Source organism: Haloferax sp. Q22 (assembly GCF_001482285.1).
Classification (GTDB): Archaea; Halobacteriota; Halobacteria; order Halobacteriales; family Haloferacaceae; genus Haloferax.
In genome coordinates, this window is record NZ_LOEP01000009.1 from 19417 (window position 1) to 42085 (window position 22669).

Consider the following 22669-nt stretch of genomic DNA (forward strand, 5'->3'; position numbering starts at 1 on the left):
CAGTCTGGTTTTTCGGTGTGAGCCGTCTGCGTCGGCCGGTCGCCGTGCGATGCAGATAACTCGTTGACGGAGATACGCGCCCAGCACCAGGAATCCGCGAGAATTAGTTGACTATGTAAGAGGGTGTCATAGAACGATTAGCACACCAAAGAGCAGGGTGAATGCTGAGGTGGAATGAGCTCAGCGACCCTGCAAGATGATCCTTCGGTCGAGTCGTTCTTCAATGTCGTGGAGACAGAGACCCTAGCGCTGTTCGAGCACCTCTCCTTCGACTTTCTCGAAGAGTTCGACGTGTTCGCCCCGACGCAGACGGGGCGAACACGAGACCACGAGCCACCAGATCTGATGCGTGGCTTTCTCCACTGCTACTACAAGGACATCTACGGCATTCGACCGGTTGAACGAGAGCTTCGGAACACGGTTGTCTGGTTGAGCTGTGGCTTCGATCGACCGCCGTCGAGAGACGCGGTCGATCGCTTCCTCACCGACCTCCAACACGTCGTTGACGATGTCTTCACCCACCTCGTCGAACAGGCCGCCTGCCGCGGCCTGCTTGACTTGACCTACTGCATCGATTCGACCGACGTGAGGGCGATGCCAGCCGACCCAGACGCGTCAACGTGCTACGATCCAACCGACGACGAGTACTACTACGGCTACGGCTGTACGATCGTCTCGACCGGGCAAAAGATACCGATTGCAGCGGAGTTCACCGAGAGCAAACAAGCGCCAGAAGAGACGGCGATGCGCGTCACACGTGACGCGCTCGCCGTCGAGCAACCGATCTGGATGGTTGGTGACAGCGCCTACGACACGCTCGACTGGCACGACCACCTGCTGGCCGCAGGGATCGTGCCAGTCGCTCCGTACAACGCACGAAACACCGACGACCCGAAAGACATCGAGTACAGGGTCGAAGACCGGATCGACGAACACAGTGAGGACGTTCATCTGAAGCAATCGACGCTAGACAAGACGTACAACCGCCGGAGTGGCGTCGAACGAACCAACGAATCAGTCAAGGACTGCGGCCTCGGGCGAACGCACGCCCGAGGCCGCGTTCACGCACGAGCGCAGGTGGTTCCTCGCGCTGTGTCTTCGCCTCGTCGTCGCAATCACCAACTACGAACGTGGAGACAATCCGGGAAGTACCGTGATCACGGTGTGAGAACTCTTCTATGACACCCTCACCATGAACTGGTGAGGTGGGCGTTCTCGCGGCGTCTCGGTCAGTCGTCGTCGGTGGTCGGCGAGTCGCCGTCCGTCTCGCCGCTCGCACCGTCGTCGATGCGGTCGTAGAGCACGGACTCGCCGGGTTTGACCGTGCCGTCGGTCGGGATTCTGACGCCCGCGTTCAGCGAGGCGTTGATGCCGGTTTTCACCCCGTCGCCGAGGACGACGCCGTACTTCCGACGGCCCGAGGAGACGAGTTCGCCCTTGAGCATCTGCCGGACCGGTTCGCCGTCGTGGCGGAGGTTCGCGACCTTGGTCCCCGCGCCGAAGTTCACGTCGCGGCCGAGGAGGCTGTCGCCGACGTACGAGAGATGGCCGACCGTCGCGCCCTCCATCAGGACGCTGTTTTTCACCTCGACCGCGTGGCCGACCTTGGCGTTCTCACCGACGAGCGTGTGCCCGCGGATGTAGGCCTTCGGCCCGACGGTGGCTCCGTTGCGGACGAGCACCGGCCCTTCGATGACCACGCCGGAGCGAACCGTCGCGCCCTCCTCGACGACGACCGGTCCGTCGAGTTCGGCGCGCTCGGACACGTCGCCGTCGATTCGCGGTTCGAGTTCGCCGAGTTTCCACTCGTTGGCTTCGAGGAGTTCCCACGGGCGACCCACGTCGAGCCAGCGGTCGAAGGCGACGCCGCGCACGTCGTAGGCCTCGCAGGTCGCCGCGAGCACGTCGGTCAGTTCGAGTTCCCCGCGGTCGCTCTCGTCCACGTCGAGCCAGCCGTGGGCTTCGGCCGGGAAGACGTATGCACCGGCGTTGACGAGGTCCGACGGCGGGTGCTCAGGTTTTTCGACGACGCCGGTGACGAAGCCCTCGTCGTCGGTGTCGAGGACGCCGTAGGAACTCGGGTCGTCGACGCGGAACGAACCGACCGCAGGCGTCCCCTCGTACAGCGTCGAAAGCGACGGCACGTCGTACAGCGCGTCGCCGTTGAGCACGACGAACGGTTCGTCGGGGTCGAGATGGGGGGCCGCGGTGCGGACCGCGTCGGCCGTCCCGCGCTGTTCTGACTGCACGGCGAACTCGACCGGGACGCCGCCGCGCTCGTCGCCGAAGTAGTCACGCACGTCAGCGGCCTCGTAACCGACGACGAGCGTGATGTCCGTCGCGCCGGCCGCGACGGCGGCGTCGGCGGTGTGCGCGACGAGCGGCCGGTCGGCCACGGGGAGCATCGGTTTGGGTCGGCGGTCCGTGAGCGGACGCATCCGGGTGCCGCGGCCGGCGGCGAGAATGACGGTCTGCATACTCCATTAAGGGACTGCGCGGAAGAAATTCCTTCGGTCCGAGAAGTACCGAAGTTGGGGACCAATCACGACGCTGTGGGTTGCCTCTGATCCACCTACCGGTACCGACTCGAGGTGGTGCGGTCGGTACGGCGTTCTGTCTGTCGCTATCAGTCTAACAAAATGCTTGCGAACTCCGTGCCGGATTCGAGTCCGATATTCGCTCCCTCGCGACGCTGTCGCTCCCGGACGGTTCGAACCACACGGCCCGCGAACGGCGAATGTCTTGGGGTTACGATGGGTTGGAGATTCGCACGAGACGCGGCGCCGTGTGTTAGTGAACAGACGAACGCCAGCGCGTAATAGTTTCGTTCCGCGGCGAGGCGAACCGCGTTCGTGGGCGTTATTACCGTCCCACCCTTCGGCTGTGGAGGGTTACGATGGAGATTCGCACAGGACTCTCTTACGGAGACGTATTGCTGGTTCCACAGCGCTCCCCGGTCGACAGCCGGAGCGACGTGGACCTCTCGACTAACGTGACGCCGGGCTTGCGCCTCGACACGCCGCTCGTCAGCGCGGCCATGGACACTGTCACCGAAGCGGACCTCGCGGCGGCGCTCTCCGGCCTCGGTGGCCTCGGCGTCGTCCACCGCTTCCTCGACGTGGACGAGCAGGCCGAACAGGTCCGCCGCGTCGCCGAGGCGGGCGGGACCGTCTCGGGCGCGGTCGGTATCAACGAAGACTACCTCGACCGGACCGAGGCGCTCCTCGACGCCGGTGCGGACGCTATCGTCATGGACATCGCCCACGGCCACATGGAGCGGTGTCTGGACGCCGTCGAACGGATTCGCGACGAGTTCGACCCCGAAATCGTCGCGGGTAACGTCGTCACGCCGGCGGCCGTCGAAGACCTCTGGGAGGCCGGCGCGGGCTGCGTGAAAGTCGGTGTCGGTCCCGGCTCGCACTGCACGACCCGAGAGGTCGCGGGCGCGGGCTACCCACAGCTCACGGCCGTCTCGGAGTGCGCCGAGCGGGCGCACGACCTCGGTATCCACGTCATGGCCGACGGGGGGATTCGGACCTCCGGCGACGCCGCGAAGGCCCTCATGGCCGGCGCGGACACCGTCATGATGGGGAGCTTCTTCGCCGGGACCGACGAGGCACCGGGCCGCGTCGTCGAGGTCGACGGCGAGACGTACAAGCGCTCCCGCGGGATGGCCTCCACGGAGGCCGCCGCCGACCGCGATGACAAACAGAGCGACGTGGACGCCGGCGAGGGCGTCGAGGCGCTCACGCCCTACAAGGGGCCGGTCGAACCGCTCGTCGAGGAGTTCCTCGGCGGGGTTCGCTCCGGCGTGAGCTACTGCGGCGGTCACACTATCGCGGACGCCCGCGAGAAGGCGTCGTTCGTCCGCGTCGCGGCGAGCGCGAAGGAACGCGAGGGCGCCCACGGCGTCGTCTTCGCCGAGGGGCCCGTTGAGGTCGACGAGGAGGCCGAACGCGAGTTGCAGGCCCCGATGGCCGACTGACTCCGGGAGTCGGGAACCGCCCCCGACGCGATACGACGAGATGGGGCGAGAGTGCGGACCGCCACGCCGGCGATCGCGCTCCCGCAGAGCGACGGCGTTGGCCCTGACTCACCGGCGTCGCCGCGCTCGAAAAATATTTCAGATTCAATAGTATTTCTTCTGTATTTTTGAATATTGGTAGTTATTGAGTTCGAGTAAGTAGCTTCGGTGTGAATTCAAACACTCGGCAGTCGGGGCCACCGCAGGCAGACCAGTCGAGTTCACTTGTCACCCCCAAAAACCGAAATTTCGCTCGAACAACGGGTTAAAGACGTGAAAACGCGTCGTTCGTCTGTTTTGAATCGACGCCGGCACGTTCGAATCTCGGACGGGAGAACTCGGTCACCGAAACGGGTCCGTTGCTCCCATGACGCTCTTCGACGATTACCTATCAATTTTCAATGTGCACTTTGATACTGATAGGTTTGCCGACGAGCACCACAGAACTCGACCGGATCGCGTGACAGCCGTATCTGTGTCACGGGAAACGGGAGTCGGCTCGCTCCTTGGCGTGACAAGGCTAATTTTGTAATGAATTTCTGCGTCGGCCGGCTCGCGTCCGAACAGTTCCGGGAGCAGACCGTCCGGCGTCAAATATCGCTCGCAACCCACCGTAGACGAACACCTGTTCAGTATAGCTGGACGACTACGAGTAGGTCGCGCGGATGCCGATGACGCGGGCGGCCTGCGTCACCATCTCCGGGACCTCCGTGTGGTACCACTCGCCTTTCATCCGGGTGGTCGGACCGGAGACGCTGATTGCGCCGAGGATAGTCTCGTCGTCGGAGAGAATCGGCGCGCCGACCGCCCGCATACCGGTGATGCGCTCTTCGTCGTTGAAGGCGTAGCCGCGCTCGCGAATCGTCGCCAACTCGGCTTCGAGGGCGTCGCGGTCGTCTATCGTCTTCGTCGTCAGGCGTGTCAGTTCGCCGTCGAGAATCTCGCTTCGGCGCTCCTCGTCGCAGAAGGCGAGGTAGGACTTGCCGACCGACGTGGTGTGGAGGTCGACGGTCGTACCGATGTGCGAGTCGGTCTGGAGGCCCTGTTCGGACTTCACCTGGTAGATGTAGACGCCCCGGCCGTTCTCTTCGACCATGACCTGCCCACGTTCGCCGACGGCCTCGACGAGGTCGTCCATCTCGCCGATGGAGGCGTGGTACAGCGCGTGTCGCGTCCGGGCGTGGTCGCCGAGGTCGAGGAACTTCAGGCCCAGCGCGTACTCGTCGCCCTGCCTGACGACGTAATCGAGCTCTGCGAGCGTCTTGAGGTGGTTGTGGGCCGTACTCTTCGAGATGCCGAGGTCGTTCGCTATCTCCGACACCCCGCTCGCGTCGTGGTCTCTGATGTGTTCGACGATGCCGAACGAGGTTTTCGTAGCGCCGATTGTTCCCGTCGCATCGTTCCCGTTCGTGGTCATAGTTAGCAATCAGGGAGTGAGGTAATAATTGTTGGTGTTTCGTTCGGGCAGGCCGAACAAGTGTTCGCCTTAGTACCGAGTTAGCGCGGCCACGATCTCGCGGACCGGCCTCGAACCGACCGCCGAGAGCGCGTCGAGCGCCGCATCTGCGGCGTCGTCGCCGAGGCCGAACGCGAGCAGGTCGCGGTTGCGCGCGGCGAGGTCGGACTCCGACAGCGGGTCGCGGTAGTCGCCGCGGGGGTACTCGCGCTCGCCGACGTATCGGCTCCCGTCGCGGGCGGTCACTTCGACGCGCGCGCCCCAGTCGTCGGGGAAGGCCCGCTCGAACGCCTCGTCCGCGTGGAGGTGGACGCGCTCCGAGAGCGCTTGGACGGCCTCGTCGCCGAGCGCGTCGTCGAGGAAGTGGTCGAGTTCGACGCTCCCGTCCGCGACCCAGCGGGCGAGGACGTACGGCGTCGAGAACTTCGCCGCGGTGAGCGTCTCGGGTCGCGCGTGATTCATATCGACGCCGTTGCGGTAGGTGTACACGTCGATTCGGTCCACGTCGTCGGGCGCGAGTCCGTCCGCGCCGGCGTCCCGTAGGGCGTCGAGCGGGGCGTGGGTGTAGCGACACGACGGGTACGGCTTCTGGTAGGCCTCGGTAATCCACCAATCGTCGCCGAGGGAGTCGAACAGCGCGGCGAACTCGCCGTCTCCGAGGAGCGTTTCGAACGGATCGTAGACGGCTTCCATCGCGGCGGGCGACCCCCGGAGTCCGGCGGCGGCCAGCGTCGCGGCGCTTACGCCGGCCTGCGCGGAGAAGCCGGCGGTGACGTTCCGCGACGGCGCGCCCTCCGCGAAGGGGTCGTGCATGGAGACGACCGCGAGGTTCAGCGCGGTCCGGACCGTCTCGCGCACCTCGTCGGGCGACTGCCCCGCGCAGACGGCGGCGGTCAGCGCCGGCCCGAGGGTCGTCCACGTCGAGTGCGGGTCGCGGACGAGCCATGGAATCGCCTCGTTCATCCGGGCCTTCATCGTGAAGATGGCGTACTCGAAGCGCGCGCAGAGTTCGTACGAGCGGACGCAGGCGTCTACGAACGTCTCGCCGTCCACGTCGTGGGCTTCGGCGACGCCGACCGCGCCTGCGACGATGCTCGCGCCGACGTGGCCGCCGCGGTTGTGGCCCTCCTCTATCTCCTGTGTTATCGCCGCCGTCGCGTTCAACAGTGCCGCCTGCGCCGGGTCGGCGCGGCGGTCGGTCCCGAGGACGGACGCCGGGCCGTCGGCCAGATTCGCGTCGCGGAAGACGCCCACGTGCTGCGGAGCGGCCGCCCCCGCGACGGTCGCCGCGAGCACGTCCGCGACGATTCGCTCGCCGTCGGTGCGCACGTCGTCGGGTAGCTCCTCGGTCAGAAAGCGGTACACCTGTCGTTCCCAGTCGCGGACTGGTTCCTGTGAAATCATGGTCTGAATACGTGGTCGAAAGGCGGCTCAGGCCCGGGTGAGGGCACAGAGCACGCGGGGGGCGGCGGGTTCGGTCGCCGCGGTCCAGAGGTCGTTGACGCCGCCGTCGCCGATGACGGGCGCGACGAGTCGGTCGAACTTCGCTCTGAGTTCCGATTCGGTGAAGGGGTCGCGCTCGCCGCCGCGGGCGGCGCGCACCTCGCGGGCGTACTGCTCGCCGTCGGCCGTCTCGACGGTGACGCGCGCGCCGCGCTCGTCGGGGGCACGGGTCGCGAACTCTTCGGTGGCGACCACATCGACGCGGCGGGCGAACCCGAGCGCGGTCTTCGTGATCGCCTCGTCCATGAACGCCTCCTTGCCGGTCTCACCGGTCGTCAGGGCCGAAGCGACGGCGAAGGGAACCGAGAACTTCGCCTGCAACGCGTTCTCGGGTGCGGGGTCCGACAGCGCGGCCGCGGCGGGGTACGTCTCGACGCTGACCGACTCGATGTCGGCCGCGCCGACGCCCGTCTCCTCGACGAGGAGCGCCACGGCGTCGAGGGCAGCGTGGGTGTAGCGGCAGGCCGCGTGGACCTTGAAGTAGCCCCGCTCGATTTCCCAGCGCTCGCCGAGCGCGTCGGCGAGGGCGCTCCGGTCGGGGCCGTCCGCAGCGACGGGCTCGAGGTGTCGGACCACGCCGTCGTCGAGGCCGGTGAAGCCCGATTCGGCTTGGTCGACTGCGAGGACCCCCGAGAGGTTGCTCATCCCGACGTAGCCGTTCCTGACGGTCGCGCCCTCGGTGGCCGCCTCGAACCGGGTGTGCTGGGCGTAGTTCGCCGCCATGCGCATCGCGTCGAGCGTCGTCTCGGCGTCGAGGCCACGGAGTCGGGCGACGGCCGCGGCGGTCCCGACGCCGCCCCACACGCCGTGGGGGTGGAGGCCGTCGGCGAGCGGGACGACTGCCTCGGCGGTTCGAACCGCCGCCTCGTAGCCGGCGACGAACGCCGTCAGGAACTCGTCACCGCTGCGGTAGGCCGACTCGCCGTCCGCGAGGAGCGCGGGGAGGACGTGAATCGCGGGGTGGCCGGCCGCGAAGCGGTGGCCCTCGTCGAGTTCGAGGACGCTCCCGGCGGCCGCGTTAACGAACGCGGCGCGGTACGCGGTGGTCCGCTCGCCTGCAGTCCCCATGATGGTCGATTCGCCGCCGTTTTCGTCGGCCCACCGGCGCGCCAGTGCGGCGACCGCAGGGTCCGACGCGCCGCCCAGCACCGCGCCGATGGTGTCGGCGACGACGAGGGACGCGCGGTCGGCGACCGACGCGGGGAGGTCGCCCCGGTCGAGGTCGGACACGAACGACGCGAGCGCTTCGTCGGTCATCTCACACCCCGAGGTACGCCTCGACGACGCCCTCGTCTTCGAGGAGTTGGTCGCCGTCGGCGGTCATGCTGATGCGGCCATTTTCCATGACGTAGCCCCGGTCGGCCAGCTTGAGCGTCTGTTGGACGTTCTGTTCGACCATGAGGACGGTCATGCCCTGCGCGTGGATGTCTTCGATGATGTCGAACACCTCCTGAACGAGGTGCGGCGCGAGGCCGATGGAGGGCTCGTCGAGGATGAGCAGGTCGGGTTCGCCCATGAGCGCGCGGGCGAGGGTCAGCATCTGCTGTTCCCCGCCGGACATAGTGCCGGCGCGCTGGTTCTTGCGCTCCGCGAGCCGGGGGAACAGCTCCAGCATCTCGTCGAGGTTCTCCTTGCGGTCCGCCTTCGCCTCCTGGGTCTGCGCGCCGAGTAGCAGGTTGTCGATGACGGTCATGTTGGTGAACAGGTCGCGGTTCTCCGGGACTTGTACGATGCCGCGCTCGACGATTTCGTGGGACGCCTTCGAGTGAATCGGCTCGCCGCGGTAGGTTATCTCGCCGCGGCTCGGCGAGAGGATGCCGCAGATGGTGCGCATCGTCGTCGTCTTCCCCGCGCCGTTCGAGCCGATGAGCGCGACGATTTCGCCCTCGTCGACGTGCATGTCGACGCCGTGGAGCACCTCGATGTCGTCGTAGCCGGCGCGGACGCCGCTCAGTTCAAGCATCGACGTCGAACCCCCCGATGTAGGCCTCGATGACGCGGTCGTCTTCGACCACCGTCTCCGGCGCGCCGAAGGCGATGCCCTTCCCCTGGTCCAGCACTTTCACGTAGTCCGAGATGTTTATGATGGCTTTCATGTCGTGTTCGATGATGAGGAGGCTCGTCCCGCGCTCGCGCAGTTGGCGGAACAGGTCGAGCATCTGCTTCGACTCCGACGGGGTGAGCCCCGCCATAATCTCGTCGAGGAGCAGGATTTCCGGCCGCGTCGAGACGGCGCGGGCGAGTTCGAGGCGCTTCTGTGCGCCGACGGTGAGTTCGCCCGCCTCCTCTTCGGCCTTGTCGGCGAGCCCGACGAATTCGAGAGTCTCCATGGCGATTTCGCGCGCCTCGCTCCGGCGGCGGGTGTGGATGTGCGCGCCGACCATCGCGTTCTCGACGACGGTCAGTTCCTCCAGCGGGCGCGTGATTTGGAACGTCCGCGCCAGCCCCGCCCGCGCGATTTTGTGCGCCGGGAGGCCGGAGATGACGTCGCCGTCGAGCTTGACGGTCCCGCTCGTCGGCGGGAACGCCCCGCTGATGCAGTTGAACAGCGTGGTCTTGCCCGCGCCGTTCGGCCCGATGAGGCCGATAATCTCGCCGCGGTTGACGGTCATGTCCACGTCGTCGAGCGCCTGCAGGCCGGAGAAGCGCTTGCCGACGCCTTCGACCGACAGAATCTGCTCGCCGTCGCGGTCGATGTCGGCGTCGGGCGCGTTCGTCTCGTCTGCCGACATCACTCGCTCACCTCCTCGTCACCGCGGACGCGCTTCCAGAGAGCGCGCGCCTGACTCGGCCAACTGACGACGCCGCGCGGCGAGTAGATGACGATGGCCACGAGAAACGCGCCGTAGATGATGCGGTCGAGGCCGTTGATGTCGGAGAACGTCGTCCGCGCGATTTCGCTGACGGGCGTGACGATGAACGAACCGACGATGGGCCCCAGAAGCGTCCCCGGTCCGCCGACGACGGCGGGGAGGAGCAGTTCGACGTTCTTGAACAGCGCGAACACGGTGTCGGGGCGGATAGTGTTGAAGTACATCGACCAGTAGGCACCGCCGAGGGCGGTGAAGAAGGCGCTGACGGCGACGCCGATGAGCTTGTACCGGAAGCTCGGCACGCCGACGCTGGCGGCGGCCCGCTCGTCCTCGCGGATGGCGAAGAAGTACAGCCCGACCCACGAGTTCTTGATGACCCACGAGACGAGCGTCACGACGAGCAGGAAGCCGACGATGAGGTAGTAGTACGGCAGGTCGTTCTGGAACTGGAAGGCGACGAGGCCGTACTCCGCACCGTAGTCCCGCGGGAACGCTTTGAAGTAGCCGTTGGCCCCGTTGAGTTCAGACATGTTGGTGACGACGAAGCGGAGCAGTTCCGCGAACGCGAGCGTCGCCAGCGCGAAGTAGTGACCCTGCAGTTTGAAGCGGAACGAGAGCGCGCCGATGATGAGGCCGTAGCCCCCGGCCAGTACGCCGCCGACGAGCATTCCGATCCACGGGTTCACCGCGGCGTCGACGACGAGCGCCTGCGTGGCGTACGCGCCGATGCCGAAGAACGCCGCGTGCCCGAAGGAGAACTGCCCGGTGTAGCCGGACATGATGTTCCACGCTTGGGCCGTGTAGGCATAGATGACCGTGAGGATGAGAACTTTCAGGCTCAGCAATGCCGCGAGCTCCATCCCGGCGACGTCGATTTCGATAATCGTCGGGAGCGCCGCGAGCAGGCCGAACAGCGCGACGCCCTTCACCAGCGGGGCGTACCGCTGGTCGTCGAACGTCCGGTAGCGGTCGCGGACGGTCTCGATTGCGCTCACGCCTCAGCACCTCCGAAGAGGCCCTCGGGCTTGACGAGGAGCGTCCCGATGAAAAGCAGGAAGATGAGCACCTGCGCGGTGGTTCCGGGGAGGTAGTAGCCGCCGAACACCTGAATCATCCCGACGATGAGACCGCCGACGAACGCGCCGGGGAACGAGCCGAGGCCGCCGAGGATGACGATGACGAAGGCGTTGATGAGGTACGTCTCGCCCGTGAAGGGGTCGAATCGCTGGAACAGCGCGATGGAGCCGCCGGCCACGCTGGCCAGCGCCGCGCCGATGCCGAATGTGAGGTAGTTGATGCGGCGGACGTTGATGCCGACGTAGCGCGCGCCGTCGCGGTTGTCGGCCGTGCCGCGAATCTTCCGGCCGAGGTCGGTCCGGTTCAGGAACGCCCGCACGGCGAGCATCGTCCCGAGCGCGATGACGAGCGCGTAGAACTGCCCGAGCGGGATGAAGACGCCGCCGACCTGTATCGAACCGAGCGAGAGTTCGACCTGCTGGGGGTCGGGCGTGAACACGATTTCGATGGCCGACTGGATGATAAAGAGGACGCCCAGCGTCGCGATGAGCTGGTTCTGCTGGGGTGCCTCGATGATGGGCTCGACCGTGAGAACGTGGACGACCACCCCGAGGACGAACAGCACGGCGGCGGCGATGGGGATGCCGAGGAACGGACTGATGCCCGCCATCTCGGAGACCAACCACACCGAGTACATCCCGACGACGAGGAAGACGCCGTGGGCGAAGTTGATGACGTCCATCACGCCGAATATCATCGTCAGCCCGAGCGCCGTCAGCGCGTAGACGCCCCCGAGCAGGAGGCCGAACGCGAGCAACTGCAGGAGGACGGGCTCCAAGTTGGTGATGTCGGTCAGGAACTGTACGAACGGGTCGATGAATCGGCCGAGGCCACCGCCCTGCAGCGGCAGCGGCGCGACCGATGTGACTAGGTGTCCCATGCGGTTTCTACGCTCGGGAATTGTTGGCAACCCCCATAAAAGGTGGCTATCTTTCGGGACGGTTCGTTGACGTGACGGGCGCGAGGGGTGCGGTCAGACCTGCGGAGGTGCCTCCGCGTACTCCTCGGGGTAGACGACCTTGACCGAGAGGTCCTGGACCTGGTTCACCGGGCCGAGCGCGTTGACGTTCTCGCCCTGGTCGTCGAACTCGATAGCGCCCATCGCGGAGATGTGGTCCTCGTAGCTGAGACCCTTGAGCGCCTCGTTGATGTCGTCGGGTTCGACGCTACCGGCCTCCTCGACCCCCTGGATGATGACCTCCGCGGCGGTGTAGGCCATCCCGACCGACGCCGAAAACTCCTGGTCATAGTTGTCGAGGAACTGCGAGCGGACCTCGGCGGTCTTGTCGACCGTCGGGTTCAGCGCGTAGTTGTTGTCCAGCACGCCGTTTGCGAACTCGCCGATGTCGCTGACCGCGTCGTCGTCGGTGAACGTCGCGGACGCGGACGCGGTCAGGTACGGCGGTCGGTAGTCTTGGTCCTGCAGCGCCTGTGCGAGCAGGACGCCGCCGGCGACGTAGGTCGTGGCGATGATGGTGTCGGGGTCGGCGCTCCGGAGTCGCGACACCTGCGTGTTGGCGTTCGACGCGCCGAACTCGATGGCCGTCTCCTCGACGATTTCGACGTTCTGCTCGGGGAGGAACTCGCGGAGGCTGTCGCGAATCGCCTGCCCGTAGCTGTTGTTGATGTAGAACAGTCCCGCCGTGTCGATGGTGCCGCCACCGTCGCGGATGACCGTCGGCACGAGGTCCGCGTAGTCGCTCGCCAGCCGGCGCGCCGGGGGCTGCGGCCGGTAGACGTAGTTGAAGTCGCGGCCCTGCAGGATGTTGTCCGCCGCGGCGATGGAGATGACGAACGGGACGCCCTGCCGTTCCGCGACCTGCGTCGCCGCCGTCGTCACCGGCGAGGAGTAACAACCGGTGAGGACGTGCGCGCCCTCGCTGAGCAGTTCCTCGCTGACCTGCCCGCCGAGTTCCTGTGCGCCCTGGTTGTCGCCTTCGATGACTGTCACTTCCGCGCCGTCGAGCGACTCGATGCCACCCTCCTCGTTTTTCCGCATCGCGGCGAGTTTGATGGCGTTGCTCATCCCGACGCCCGTCGCGGCGAGACTGCCCGAAAGCGGGTGGTTCGAACCGATGATGACCTCGTCGACGGACTGCTCGGGCGTCCCCGTCGTGGTCCCCGTGTCGCCGCCGGACCCACCCGAGTCACCGCCGGAGTCGCCGCCCGAATCGCCGCCGCCGTTTCCGGCGTCGTCGCTCGCACAGCCGGCTAATGTCAATGCCGCGACGCTCGCGCCCGTTGCTTTGAGGAAGCGCCGCCTGTTGCTCGTCGAAGACTTGAGAGTCTTACCCATGGCAATCAATCACGAGGTTGGTGCCAATTGTAATAAATGCTATCGTACTCGTGTTGTCACGTTCCGAAGGTATTCCCGCGTCGAACCGGTCGAGCCGGCCAAACCGGCCGAATCGGTCGAGGTGGCGCGTCAGTCGAGCGACTCACGGGCGTGAATGCCCGCGAGGCGGCCGTAGCCGAGCGCGGTCGTCAGTCCGTTGCCGGAGAGGTAGCCGCCCGCGCCGTGACCGCTGATTCCGCAGGCGGTGCCGCCGCCGGCGTAGAGGTTCTCGACGATGCTCCCGTCGGTCCGGAGGACGCGCCCGTCTTCGTCGACGACGAGTCCACCCTGCGTGTGAAAGAGCGCGCCGGTGACTTTGGTCCCGTAGAAGGGCGCTTCCAGTGGGTTCGCGCCGTCGACGCGACCCACCTCGTCCGGTTCGCCCGCCGCGGCGGCCTCGTTGTAGTCGGCGACCGTCTCCGCGGCGCGCTCGCCGTCAGCACCGAGTCGCTCGGCGAGGTCAGCGACTGAGTCGGCGCTGTGGTAGGTCCCCTGCTCGATGGCCTCGTCGAAGTCCTCGAACTGCCCGCGGAGCCGCTCGAAGATGCGCTCGTCGAACAGCTGAATCGCCTGCCCGCCGGGCTGTTTGAGCACCGAGATGGCGAACTCGCTGTAGCCCGCGGACTCGTCGCCGAAGCGCTCGCCGTCCTGATTCACGAGGATGCCTCCGTTCATCGTGACCGCGTACGTCGAGAGCATCCCCGTCTGGCTCGCCACCGTCGCGTGGCCCTGATAGGCGTCCATGCAGGCGAGTTCGCCGCCGAGTTCCGCGCCGAAGCGGACGCCGTCGCCGGTGTTTCCGTCCGCGCCGAAGTACAGCGCCCGCTCGATGTCCGCCTCGCAGTAGTCGGTGACCATTTCGCGGTTGCCGGCGAAGCCGTCGGTCGCGAGGATGACCTTCTCGGCCTCGATGGCCTCGTCGTGGCCGAGGCCGGCGACGACGCCCCGAACCGCGCCGTCGTCGGCGATGAGCTGCTTCACGGGCGCGTTCGTCAGGAGTTCGATGTTCGGCGTCGCCTCGACGCGGTCGACCAGTTCGGCGACGAGGTTCTCGCCGTTTCGTCCCGCCGGCGCGTGCATCCGGTACTCGGAGTGCTTGGGGTATTTGAAATCGTCCACGATGTGGAGCGTGATGTCCCAGTCGTCCACGAGCCAGTGGATGAGGTTCGTGCTCTCCTCGCAGAGGTACCGCACGCGCTCCTCGTCGGCCTCGTAGTCGTTCTTCTCTAAGATGTCGCGGGCCATGTCCGCGGGCGTCTCCTCGATACCCGCCTCGCGCTGGAGTCGCGTCCCCGCCGCGGGAATCATCCCCGTCGAAAGCGAGGTGTTGCCGCCGCACTCGGGCGCTTTCTCCAGCACCGTCACGCGAACGCCGGGGTCCTCGCTGGCCGCGAGCGCGGCGACGAGGCCGGTGCCGCCGCCACCTGCGACGAGCACGTCCGTGTCGATGTCCCACTCGATGTCGTCGACCGAGACGACTTCGGCGACGCCGTCGCTCGGCGTCCGCCGGGCTAGTTCGTCCATGCACTCTGCTAGGTAGACTCTATCGTAAAACTACCGCCTCCGGCGGCGGTGGTGTCGTCACGGCCCCTCCGCGTCGTCTCCGAGTCCGTGGGTTTCAGAGATACGCGCGTGAGTAGAACGGTTCGCTGTTGCATCGCCCGCTGCCGTTCCGCCTCGAACGTTCAGGAAGAACAGACAGTCAGCGATACCGGAGTGAAAAACTATGTGGGTTGAGAACACGCATAGCGCATGGACTCGCCACGAGACATCGTCGAGGAGTTCTTCGACCGCATGGAAGACGACCGCAGGGACACCGTCGGCGACCTGTTCGCCGAGGACGCCGTCATCACCCTGCCGGGAGCGACCTTCGAGGGACCGACCGCGGCCTACGACTTCCTCGCGCACCTCGAACCGCGCTACGAGTGGGCGGCAAAAGAGTTCGACCGCTGGATCGAGGCGGGCGACACCGTCGTGAGCGTCGGGTCGCTCTACGGCGTCGACAACGGCGGCGCGGACTTTTCTGACGTTCGGTACGTCGATATCTACGTCGTCCGCCGGGGCCTCATCGAGCGCCTCGACATCTGGAACGACCTCGCGGTCGACGGCGTCGTCCCGGCCGAGGACGCGGTCGCAGTTCCGGCGGAGGAATGAGCGACCGAACCGCGGTCCTGTTCGCGCTCCGCGACGACCCGTCGCTCGTCGTCCGCGCCGAGGAACTCGGCTACGAGTCGGCGTGGGCCGCAGAGGGGCAGGGCAAGACCGCCTTCGGAAAGCTCGAACGGTGGGCCGTCCATACCGACGAAATCGGCCTTGCGACCGGCATCGTCAACGTGTTCTCGCGGACGCCGGCGGCGCTCGCGGCGGCCGCGGCGACCCTCGACGACCACTCCGACGGCCGCGCGATTCTCGGCCTCGGCGTCGCCCACCCCGGCGTCGTCGAGACGTTCCACGGCGTCCCTTTCGACCGCCCGCTCTCGCGCCTCCACGAGTACGTCGAACTCGTCCGGCGCTATCTCCGCGGCGACGCCGACTCCTTCGACGGGGAGTTCTTCTCGCCCGAGCGCACGAGTTTCTGGGAGGCTTTCGACCCCGTCCGCGAGGAGATTCCCATCTACAACGGCGCGCTCGGCCCCGCGAACGTCCGGTTGACCGGGCAAGTCGCCGACGGCTGGCTCCCGAATCTCTACCCGCGCCCGCAGTTCGAGGAGGCGCTGGAGTGGCTCGATACGGGGGCCGCCCGCGCCGGGCGCGACGCGAGCGACGTGGACGTGGCGATGTACGTCCTCACAGCCGTCCACGACGACCCCGACGAGGCGCGGCGGGCGGCGGCCGAACACGTCGCCTACTACCTGCGGGACGTGCCGGGCTACTACGACCGCGCGGCCGAGCAGGCCGGCTTCGGAGACGAGGTCGAGGCGGTCCGGGCCGCGCCGACGACCGAGGTCGGGGCGCGCGAACTCTCGGCCGACTTCCTCGACCTCGTGGCGCTGGTCGGCACGCCCGACGACGTGCGGGGGCGACTCGGCGAACTCCGCGAGATGGGCGTCGACCTGCCGGTCGTCCGCGCGCCCGCCGGCGTCGACCGCGAGTGGGTGGCGCGGACGCTGGAGGTGTTCGCCCCGTAACATGACCTCGCCGAACCGTGCCGTACTTTTATGCTGGATGCCACCGCATCTCAGGCGAAGCGAGTCATGACAGACCGTATCTGGGAGGACCTGCTCTCCGAACAGGACAGGCAGGTCATCACGAAGGCTGGTTACGACAAGGAGGGCGCCTCGTCGTGGGAGTCCCGCGGCATGGGCGAGAACCCGATGGTTCTCGTCATCGACATGCAGCGGCTCATCGTCGGCGAGAACGTCCCCATCCTCGACGCTATCGAGGAGTATCGAACCGCGATGGGCGACATCGCGTGGGACGCCATCGAACACATCGACCCGTTCCTCGACTTCGCGCGGGAGCAGGGGCTTCCGGTGACGTACACGCGGGTCGTCCCATCGAGCTACGACGATCCCGACCACCCCGACCTCGACATCGTCGACCCGGTCGCGCCCGAGGAGGGTGACACCGTCGTCGACAAGTCCTACGCGTCGGCGTTCTACGGGACCGACCTGCTCTCGCGGCTCGTCCGCGGCGACCACGACTCGGTCATCATCGTCGGCAACTCCACGAGCGGGTGCGTCCGTGCCACCGCGGTCGACGCAAAGCAGAACGGCTTCAGCGTCGTCCTGCCGCAGGAGTGCATCTTCGACCGCATCGAGGCGTCGCACAAAATCGGCCTCCTCGACCTGTGGATGAAGTACGCCGAGGTGCTGGAGACCGGGGCGGTCGAGGAGTGGGTCGAGACGCTATGACCCACGACCTCGTCATCTCGAACGGCACCGTCGTCACTCCCGAACACGGCACCTTCGAAGCCGACGTGGCGGCCGACGACGAGACCATCTCCGCCATCGCCGCGCCCGGCACGCTCTCGGGCGAGACGGAAATCGACGCGACGGGCAAGCACGTGCTCCCGGGCGCGATCGACCCGCACACCCACCACGGCATCTACCGCGGACTGGAGGCGGACGCCGAGTCCGAGTCCAAGTCCGACCTCGTCGGCGGCGTGACCACCATCGGGAACTACTTCCGCCGGGCCGGGGCCTACGAGGAGATTATGCCTGGCTACTTCGACGAGGCGGAGCCGAACTACTACCACGATTACTTCTTCTCGCTCGGCCTGCTCTCGATGGAGCACGTCGAGGAGATTCCCACCATCATCGAGGAGTTCGGCATCACGACGTTCAAGTGGTACATGAACTACAAGGACGCCGCCCGCGAGAAGTTCGGCGTCGACTGCGACATGCACGACGACTTCGGCGACGCGTTCGTCCAGAAACTCGCCGAACAGGACGTGCCGACGACGCTCGGCTACCACTCCGAGAACGTCGAAATCACGAACGCGCTCGCCGGCGGCAACGTCTACGTCACCTCCGAGTCCGACGACACCGACGCCGACGCCGACGAGGGCTACGAGGTGATGGTTGAGGAGTTCCCCGGCTACGCCGAGACGCAGAGCATGGTCGCCGGGGCCGCGCTCGCCAAGGTCCACGGCTACGACGACCGCTTCTACGCGGTCCACATCTCCGCCGGGGGGACGGCCGACGAACTCGCCGCGCTCCACGATGCGGGCTACCGGGCGTGGGGAGAGACGTGTATCCACTACCTCGCGCTCACCACCGAGGAGTGCGACGAGCGCATGAAAGTGAACCCGCCGGTCCGGTCGAAAGCCGACCAAGAGACGCTCTGGGAGCGCCTCGCCGACGGCACCATCTCGACTATCGGCACCGACCACTGCGCCAACCTTGCGGAGAACAAGTTCGGCGAGGGCATCCGCGACAGCCTGCTCGGATTCCCCTCGACGCCCGTGATGCTCCCGCTCATCCTCTCGGAGGGCGTCAACGAGGGCCGTCTCTCGCTGGAGCGCGCCGTCGAGGTCACGAGCACCAACGCGGCGAAGGCGTTCAACCTCTACCCCAAGAAGGGCACTGTCAGAGTCGGCAGCGACGCCGACCTCGCCGTCGTCGACCTCGACGAGACGAAGACGGTCACGCCGGAACTGTTACACAGCGTCAGCGGCTACTCCCCCTACGAGGGTCGGGACGTCACCGGCTGGCCGACCCAGACCGTCGTGAAGGGCGAACTCGCCTTCGACGACGGCGAAATCGTCGGCACGAAGGGTCGCGGCACGCACATCGACCGGCCGGTGTGAACCGGCGGCGACCCGACGCGACTCTGCCGATCCGCCGCCGCCGGCCCACTGACAACGCTGACTGACCGGCCACAGCCGACCGGGCAACGGCCACCCACACGCACTACCAGACGACCACCACACGCGACACAGAACGAGAAGACACACACGACATGACGAACGACACGAACGGACCACTCGACGGCCTCGTCGTCCTCGAAGCCGGGTCGATGATATCCGGCCCGACCGTCGGCCGCTTCATGGCCGACTTCGGGGCGACGGTCATCAAAATCGAACACCCGGCGTTCGGCGACCACATCCGCCGCTTCGGTCCACAGAAAGACGGCGTCGGCCTCTGGCACAAGTACCTCTCGCGGAACAAGCAGTCCGTCACCCTGAACATCTCCACCGACGAGGGTGCGGCGGTGTTCGAAGACCTCGTGAGCGATGCCGACCTCCTCATCGAGAACTTCCGGCCCGGCACGCTCGAACGCTGGAACGTCGGCTGGGAGCGACTCTCCGAGGTCAACGACGACCTCGTGATGCTCCGGATGTCCGGCTTCGGCCAGACCGGCCCGTATTCCGAACGCCCCGGCTTCGGGACGCTCGCGGAGGCGATGTCCGGGTTCGCTTATCTCAACGGCTTCCCCGACTCGCCCCCGCTGCTCCCGCCGACGGGTCTCGCCGACAACATCGCGGCGCTGTTTTCGACGTTCGCGGTGATGTTCGCACTCTACCACCGCGACGTCCACGGCGGCGGCGGCCAGTACATCGACACGAGTCTCATCGAACCCATCTTCGGCCTGCTCGGCCCGCAACCGCTCCGCTACGACCAGCTCGGCGAAATCGAGTCGCGGTCGGGCAACCGCTCGACCTCGTCGGCCCCGCGGAACGTCTACCGGACGGGCGACGACCGCTGGGTCGCCATCTCCGCGAGCGCGCAACCGCTCGCAGAACGGACCTTCGACGCCATCGGCCGGCCCGACCTGAAAGACGACCCGCGGTTCGAGACCAACGAGGACCGACTGGAGCACGTCGACGAACTCGACGCCATCATCCAAGACTGGATGGACGACCACAGCCGCGAGGAGGTGCTCGCGGCGTTCGAGGAGGCAGACGCGACGCTCGCGCCGGTGTACAACGTCGAGGACATCCTCAACGACGAGCACTACGCGGCGCGCGAGGCGTTCCTGACGGTCGACGACCCCGACCTCGGCGAGGCGGTCGTCCAGAACGCCTTCCCGAAGTTCTCGGAGACGCCCGGGCGGGTCGACCACCTCGGCCCGTCGCTCGGCGAGCACAACGACGCGGTCTACCGCGACCGACTCGGGTACGACGAGTCGGTGCTTTCGGACCTCGAAGCGGAGGACGTGATATGAGCCTCCTCGACTCGCTTCCCGAGCGCGTCCACGTCGTCGAGATGCTGCCCCGCGACGGGTTCCAGCGCCTCGACGAATTCGTCCCGACCGACGAGAAAGTCGAGATCATCGACGCCCTCTCGGACACCGGCGTGGACGAAATCGAGGTTTCGTCGTTCACCCACCCGAAGGCCGTCCCGACCCTGCGGGACGCCGACGAGGTGGCGAAGCGAATCACCCGCCGCGACGGCGTGACCTACCGGGCGCTCGTCCCCAACCTCCGTGGCATGGAGCGCGCCGTCGAGGCGGGGGTTGACAAGGTGAACGCGCTCGTCACGGTGAGCGAGACCTACACGAGGAAAAACCAGAACCGCACCCGCGAGGAGGTGCTCGCGGAGATGGACGACATCGTCGAACTCGCCCACGACCACGGCATCGAGGTCGAAGCCGGGATGGGGACGAGTTTCTACTGCCCCTACGAGGGCGCAATCGACCCCGCGGAGACCCTCGCGGTCGTCGACAGCGTCGTCGAGTCCGGCGTCGACGAGGTGACGCTGGCGACGACGATGGGCCTCGCCAACCCGGTCGAAATCACGGAGCGCTTCACCGCGGCGTTCGAAGCCCATCCGGGCCTCGACATGGGCCTGCACCTCCACGACACGAACGGGATGAGCCTCGCCAACACGCTGGCCGCGATGGCCGTCGGCGTCGACCGCTTCGACGCCTCGGTCTGCGGTCTCGGCGGCGGCGTCGTCCTCCCCGGCGACATGTCCGGCGTCGGCAACACGCCGACCGAGGACCTCGTCCAGATGCTCGAACGCATGGGCGTCGGCCACGGCGTCGACTTCGGCCGCATCGAGGCGGCCGCCCACGACGTGTCCGACCGCTTGGGCCTCGGCCTGACGAGTCACGTCCTCGCGGGCGGCACCGTCGAGGGCGTCCTCGACACCGTCGCGGCCGACGGGGAGGAGGACTGAGATGTCCGGCAAGACCCTCGCGGAGAAACTGCTCTCGGCGAAGTCCGGCACCGACGCCCGCGCCGGCGACTACGTCGAGGCCGACGTGGACGTGGCGATGGCCCACGACATCACCGGGCCGCTCGCGTTCCAGACGTTCGACGAGGTGACGGGCGACGACGGCGAGCTGTTCGCGCCCGATCGGACCGTCTTCACCATCGACCACCACGCCCCCGCCGACGGGGTGCAGGCCGCGAACAACCACAACGCGGTCCGCGAGTTCGCGGCGAAACACGGCGCGCACCAGTTCGACGTGGGCGACGGCATCTGCCACGCCGTCCTCGTCGAGGAGGGCTTCGTCGGTCCCGGCGACCTCGTCATCGGCGCGGACTCCCACTCGACGACCTACGGCGGCATCGGCGCGTTCGGGACCGGCGTCGGCTCGACCGACCTCGGAACCGCGCTCGCAACGGGCGAACTCTGGTTCCGCGTCCCGAAGACCCTGCGCTTCGAGGTCGACGGCGACCTCCAGGACGGCGTGTACGCGAAGGACCTCATCCTGCGCTTCATCGGCGACGTGGGCTTCGACGGCTGTACCTACATGGCCGCCGAGTACGCCGGGAGCACCATCGAGTCGCTTCCGATTCACGAGCGCCTCGTCCTGTCGAACATGGCCATCGAGATGGGCGGTAAGACGGGCCTCGTCGCGCCCGACGAGCGGACCGAGTCGTACCTCGAACGCCAGACCGGGAACGAAATCGACCTCTCGGACGCGTTCGTCTCCGACGACGACGCCGACTACGAGGCGGTCCACACGTACGACGCGGCCGCTCTCGCCCCGCAGGTCTCGAAGCCGTCGAACCCCGAGAACGCGGTGGACGTGACCGAGGTCGCGGGCACCGAAATCGACCAGCTGTTCGTCGGCACCTGCACGAACGGCCGGTACGAGGACATCAAAATCGTCGCGGACATCCTCGCGGGCGAGACCATCGCCCCGAACGCCCGGATGGTCGTCGTCCCCGCCTCGAAGTCCGTCTACCAGCACATGCTCCAGACGGGCGTCTTCCAGACGCTCACCGACGCCGGCGCGGTCATCCAGAGCGCCGGCTGTGGCCCCTGCGCGGGCTACCATCAGGGCGTCCTCGGCGACGGCGACGTCTGTCTCGCCACGGCGAACCGGAACTTCCCCGGCCGCGAGGGGTCGATGGAGTCGTCGGTCTACCTGTCGAGTCCGGCGACCGTCGGCGCGAGCGCGCTGTACGGCGAAATCACCGACCCCCGCGAGGTCGAGACGAAACGCTACGACGACACGGTGTTCGCGGAGGTGCTGCCATGACGGACGCGTTCGCCGGCGACGGCGGCCGCCCGGACCCGGCCGAACCCGGCCGCGCGTGGGTCTTCGGCGACAACATCGACACCGACCAGATAACCCCGTCGCGCTTCATCGTCTCGTCGGACCCCGACGAACTCGCCACCCACGCCTTCGAGGACCTCAGACCCGACTTCTCCGAAGCGGTCGAGACCGGCGACTTCGTCGTCGCCGGCGAGAACTTCGGCAGCGGGTCGTCGCGGGAGCACTCGCCGCTGTCGCTCGTCGGCGCGGGCGTCTCGGCGGTCGTCGCGCAGTCGTTCGCGCGCATCTTCTTCCGCAACGCCATCAACCTCGGCCTGCCGGTGCTCATCTGCCCCGGCGCGGACGCCATCGAGGACGGCGACGAGATTCACGTCGACCTCGACGCGGGCGTCGTGACGAACCACACGCGAGACGAGACCTACGAGGCGGAGGCGCTCCCCGAGTTCCTCCAGTCGCTCGTCGAACAGGGCGGACTGAAAGCCTACACGAAGGCGAAACTCGACGGCTGAGCGGGCACTCGGCTCACGTCATACCGCTTCCGCCGCACCGACCCCGACCGTACA

The 22669-nt window shown here is 67.1% G+C and carries 19 protein-coding genes and 1 pseudogene; 10 read left to right on the forward strand and 10 right to left on the reverse strand.

Translation table 11 applies throughout. The annotated features are described in order from the left end of the window. The first annotated feature begins 174 nt into the window (after positions 1-174). Positions 175-1168 (forward strand): annotated as a pseudogene (locus AM590_RS03220) (transposase). A gap of 61 nt (positions 1169-1229) precedes the next feature. On the opposite strand, the gene glmU reads toward AM590_RS03220, so the two are convergent. After that, positions 1230-2477 (reverse strand): bifunctional sugar-1-phosphate nucleotidylyltransferase/acetyltransferase, encoded by a 1248-nt coding sequence (glmU, locus tag AM590_RS03225; protein ID WP_058826192.1) that lies wholly within the window; start codon positions 2475-2477, stop codon positions 1230-1232. Between the two features lie 419 nt (positions 2478-2896). Here glmU and AM590_RS03230 point away from each other — a divergent pair, with 419 nt between their 5' ends. Further along, positions 2897-3985, forward strand: coding sequence for a guanosine monophosphate reductase (locus AM590_RS03230; RefSeq protein WP_058826193.1), 1089 nt, complete (start codon positions 2897-2899; stop codon positions 3983-3985). A gap of 685 nt (positions 3986-4670) precedes the next feature. Here AM590_RS03230 and AM590_RS03235 read toward each other — a convergent pair. The 9 genes from AM590_RS03235 to AM590_RS03275 form a co-directional block, all read right to left on the reverse strand. Beyond that, positions 4671-5441 (reverse strand): IclR family transcriptional regulator, encoded by a 771-nt coding sequence (locus AM590_RS03235; protein ID WP_058826194.1) that lies wholly within the window; start codon positions 5439-5441, stop codon positions 4671-4673. A 69-nt stretch (positions 5442-5510) separates the two neighbouring features. Next, the gene (locus AM590_RS03240; protein WP_058826195.1) at positions 5511-6884 is read right to left on the reverse strand and encodes an MmgE/PrpD family protein; all 1374 of its coding nucleotides are present in this window, start codon (positions 6882-6884) and stop codon (positions 5511-5513) included. 27 nt (positions 6885-6911) lie between these two features. Continuing rightward, complete coding sequence (locus tag AM590_RS03245) at positions 6912-8240, reverse strand: MmgE/PrpD family protein (protein WP_058826196.1); 1329 nt, start codon at positions 8238-8240, stop codon at positions 6912-6914. A gap of 1 nt (position 8241) precedes the next feature. Further along, entirely contained in the window at positions 8242-8946 is a 705-nt protein-coding gene (locus tag AM590_RS03250) for an ABC transporter ATP-binding protein (protein WP_058826197.1), read from the reverse strand. Next, positions 8939-9715 (reverse strand): ABC transporter ATP-binding protein, encoded by a 777-nt coding sequence (locus AM590_RS03255; protein WP_058826290.1) that lies wholly within the window; start codon positions 9713-9715, stop codon positions 8939-8941. The genes AM590_RS03250 and AM590_RS03255 overlap by 8 nt, the downstream gene beginning before the upstream one ends. Then, entirely contained in the window at positions 9715-10791 is a 1077-nt protein-coding gene (locus tag AM590_RS03260) for a branched-chain amino acid ABC transporter permease (RefSeq protein ID WP_058826198.1), read from the reverse strand. Before AM590_RS03260 ends, AM590_RS03255 begins: the two co-directional genes overlap by 1 nt. Next, a complete protein-coding gene (locus tag AM590_RS03265) occupies positions 10788-11753 on the reverse strand; it encodes a branched-chain amino acid ABC transporter permease (RefSeq protein WP_058826199.1) in 966 nt (321 codons plus the stop codon). Before AM590_RS03265 ends, AM590_RS03260 begins: the two co-directional genes overlap by 4 nt. Positions 11754-11846: 93 nt before the next feature. Further along, a complete protein-coding gene (locus tag AM590_RS03270; RefSeq protein ID WP_058826200.1) occupies positions 11847-13169 on the reverse strand; it encodes an ABC transporter substrate-binding protein in 1323 nt (440 codons plus the stop codon). Positions 13170-13298: 129 nt separating this feature from the next. Next, positions 13299-14732 carry an FAD-dependent oxidoreductase gene (locus tag AM590_RS03275; protein WP_058826201.1) on the reverse strand — a complete coding sequence of 478 codons (1434 nt, stop codon included), beginning with the start codon at positions 14730-14732 and terminating at the stop codon, positions 13299-13301. 228 nt (positions 14733-14960) lie between these two features. On the opposite strand from AM590_RS03275, the gene AM590_RS03280 reads away from it, so the two are divergent. The 8 genes from AM590_RS03280 (at position 14961) to AM590_RS03315 (ending at position 22615) form a co-directional block, all read left to right on the forward strand. Continuing rightward, positions 14961-15362, forward strand: coding sequence for a nuclear transport factor 2 family protein (locus AM590_RS03280; protein WP_058826202.1), 402 nt, complete (start codon positions 14961-14963; stop codon positions 15360-15362). Further along, the gene (locus tag AM590_RS03285) at positions 15359-16336 is read left to right on the forward strand and encodes an LLM class flavin-dependent oxidoreductase (protein ID WP_058826203.1); all 978 of its coding nucleotides are present in this window, start codon (positions 15359-15361) and stop codon (positions 16334-16336) included. Before AM590_RS03280 ends, AM590_RS03285 begins: the two co-directional genes overlap by 4 nt. Positions 16337-16402: 66 nt before the next feature. Continuing rightward, positions 16403-17062 (forward strand): isochorismatase family protein, encoded by a 660-nt coding sequence (locus AM590_RS03290; RefSeq protein WP_058826204.1) that lies wholly within the window; start codon positions 16403-16405, stop codon positions 17060-17062. Continuing rightward, a complete protein-coding gene (locus AM590_RS03295) occupies positions 17059-18459 on the forward strand; it encodes a dihydroorotase family protein (RefSeq protein ID WP_058826205.1) in 1401 nt (466 codons plus the stop codon). The genes AM590_RS03290 and AM590_RS03295 overlap by 4 nt, the downstream gene beginning before the upstream one ends. Before the next feature lie 152 nt (positions 18460-18611). Continuing rightward, positions 18612-19817, forward strand: a complete 1206-nt coding sequence (locus AM590_RS03300; protein WP_058826206.1) for a CaiB/BaiF CoA-transferase family protein — start codon at positions 18612-18614, stop codon at positions 19815-19817. Beyond that, positions 19814-20773: a hydroxymethylglutaryl-CoA lyase gene (locus tag AM590_RS03305; protein WP_058826207.1), complete on the forward strand. Its 960-nt coding sequence runs from the start codon at positions 19814-19816 to the stop codon at positions 20771-20773. The genes AM590_RS03300 and AM590_RS03305 overlap by 4 nt, the downstream gene beginning before the upstream one ends. A gap of 1 nt (position 20774) precedes the next feature. Continuing rightward, entirely contained in the window at positions 20775-22088 is a 1314-nt protein-coding gene (locus AM590_RS03310; RefSeq protein WP_058826208.1) for a 3-isopropylmalate dehydratase large subunit, read from the forward strand. Next, entirely contained in the window at positions 22085-22615 is a 531-nt protein-coding gene (locus AM590_RS03315; RefSeq protein WP_058826209.1) for a 3-isopropylmalate dehydratase small subunit, read from the forward strand. Before AM590_RS03310 ends, AM590_RS03315 begins: the two co-directional genes overlap by 4 nt. Positions 22616-22669 lie beyond the last annotated feature (54 nt).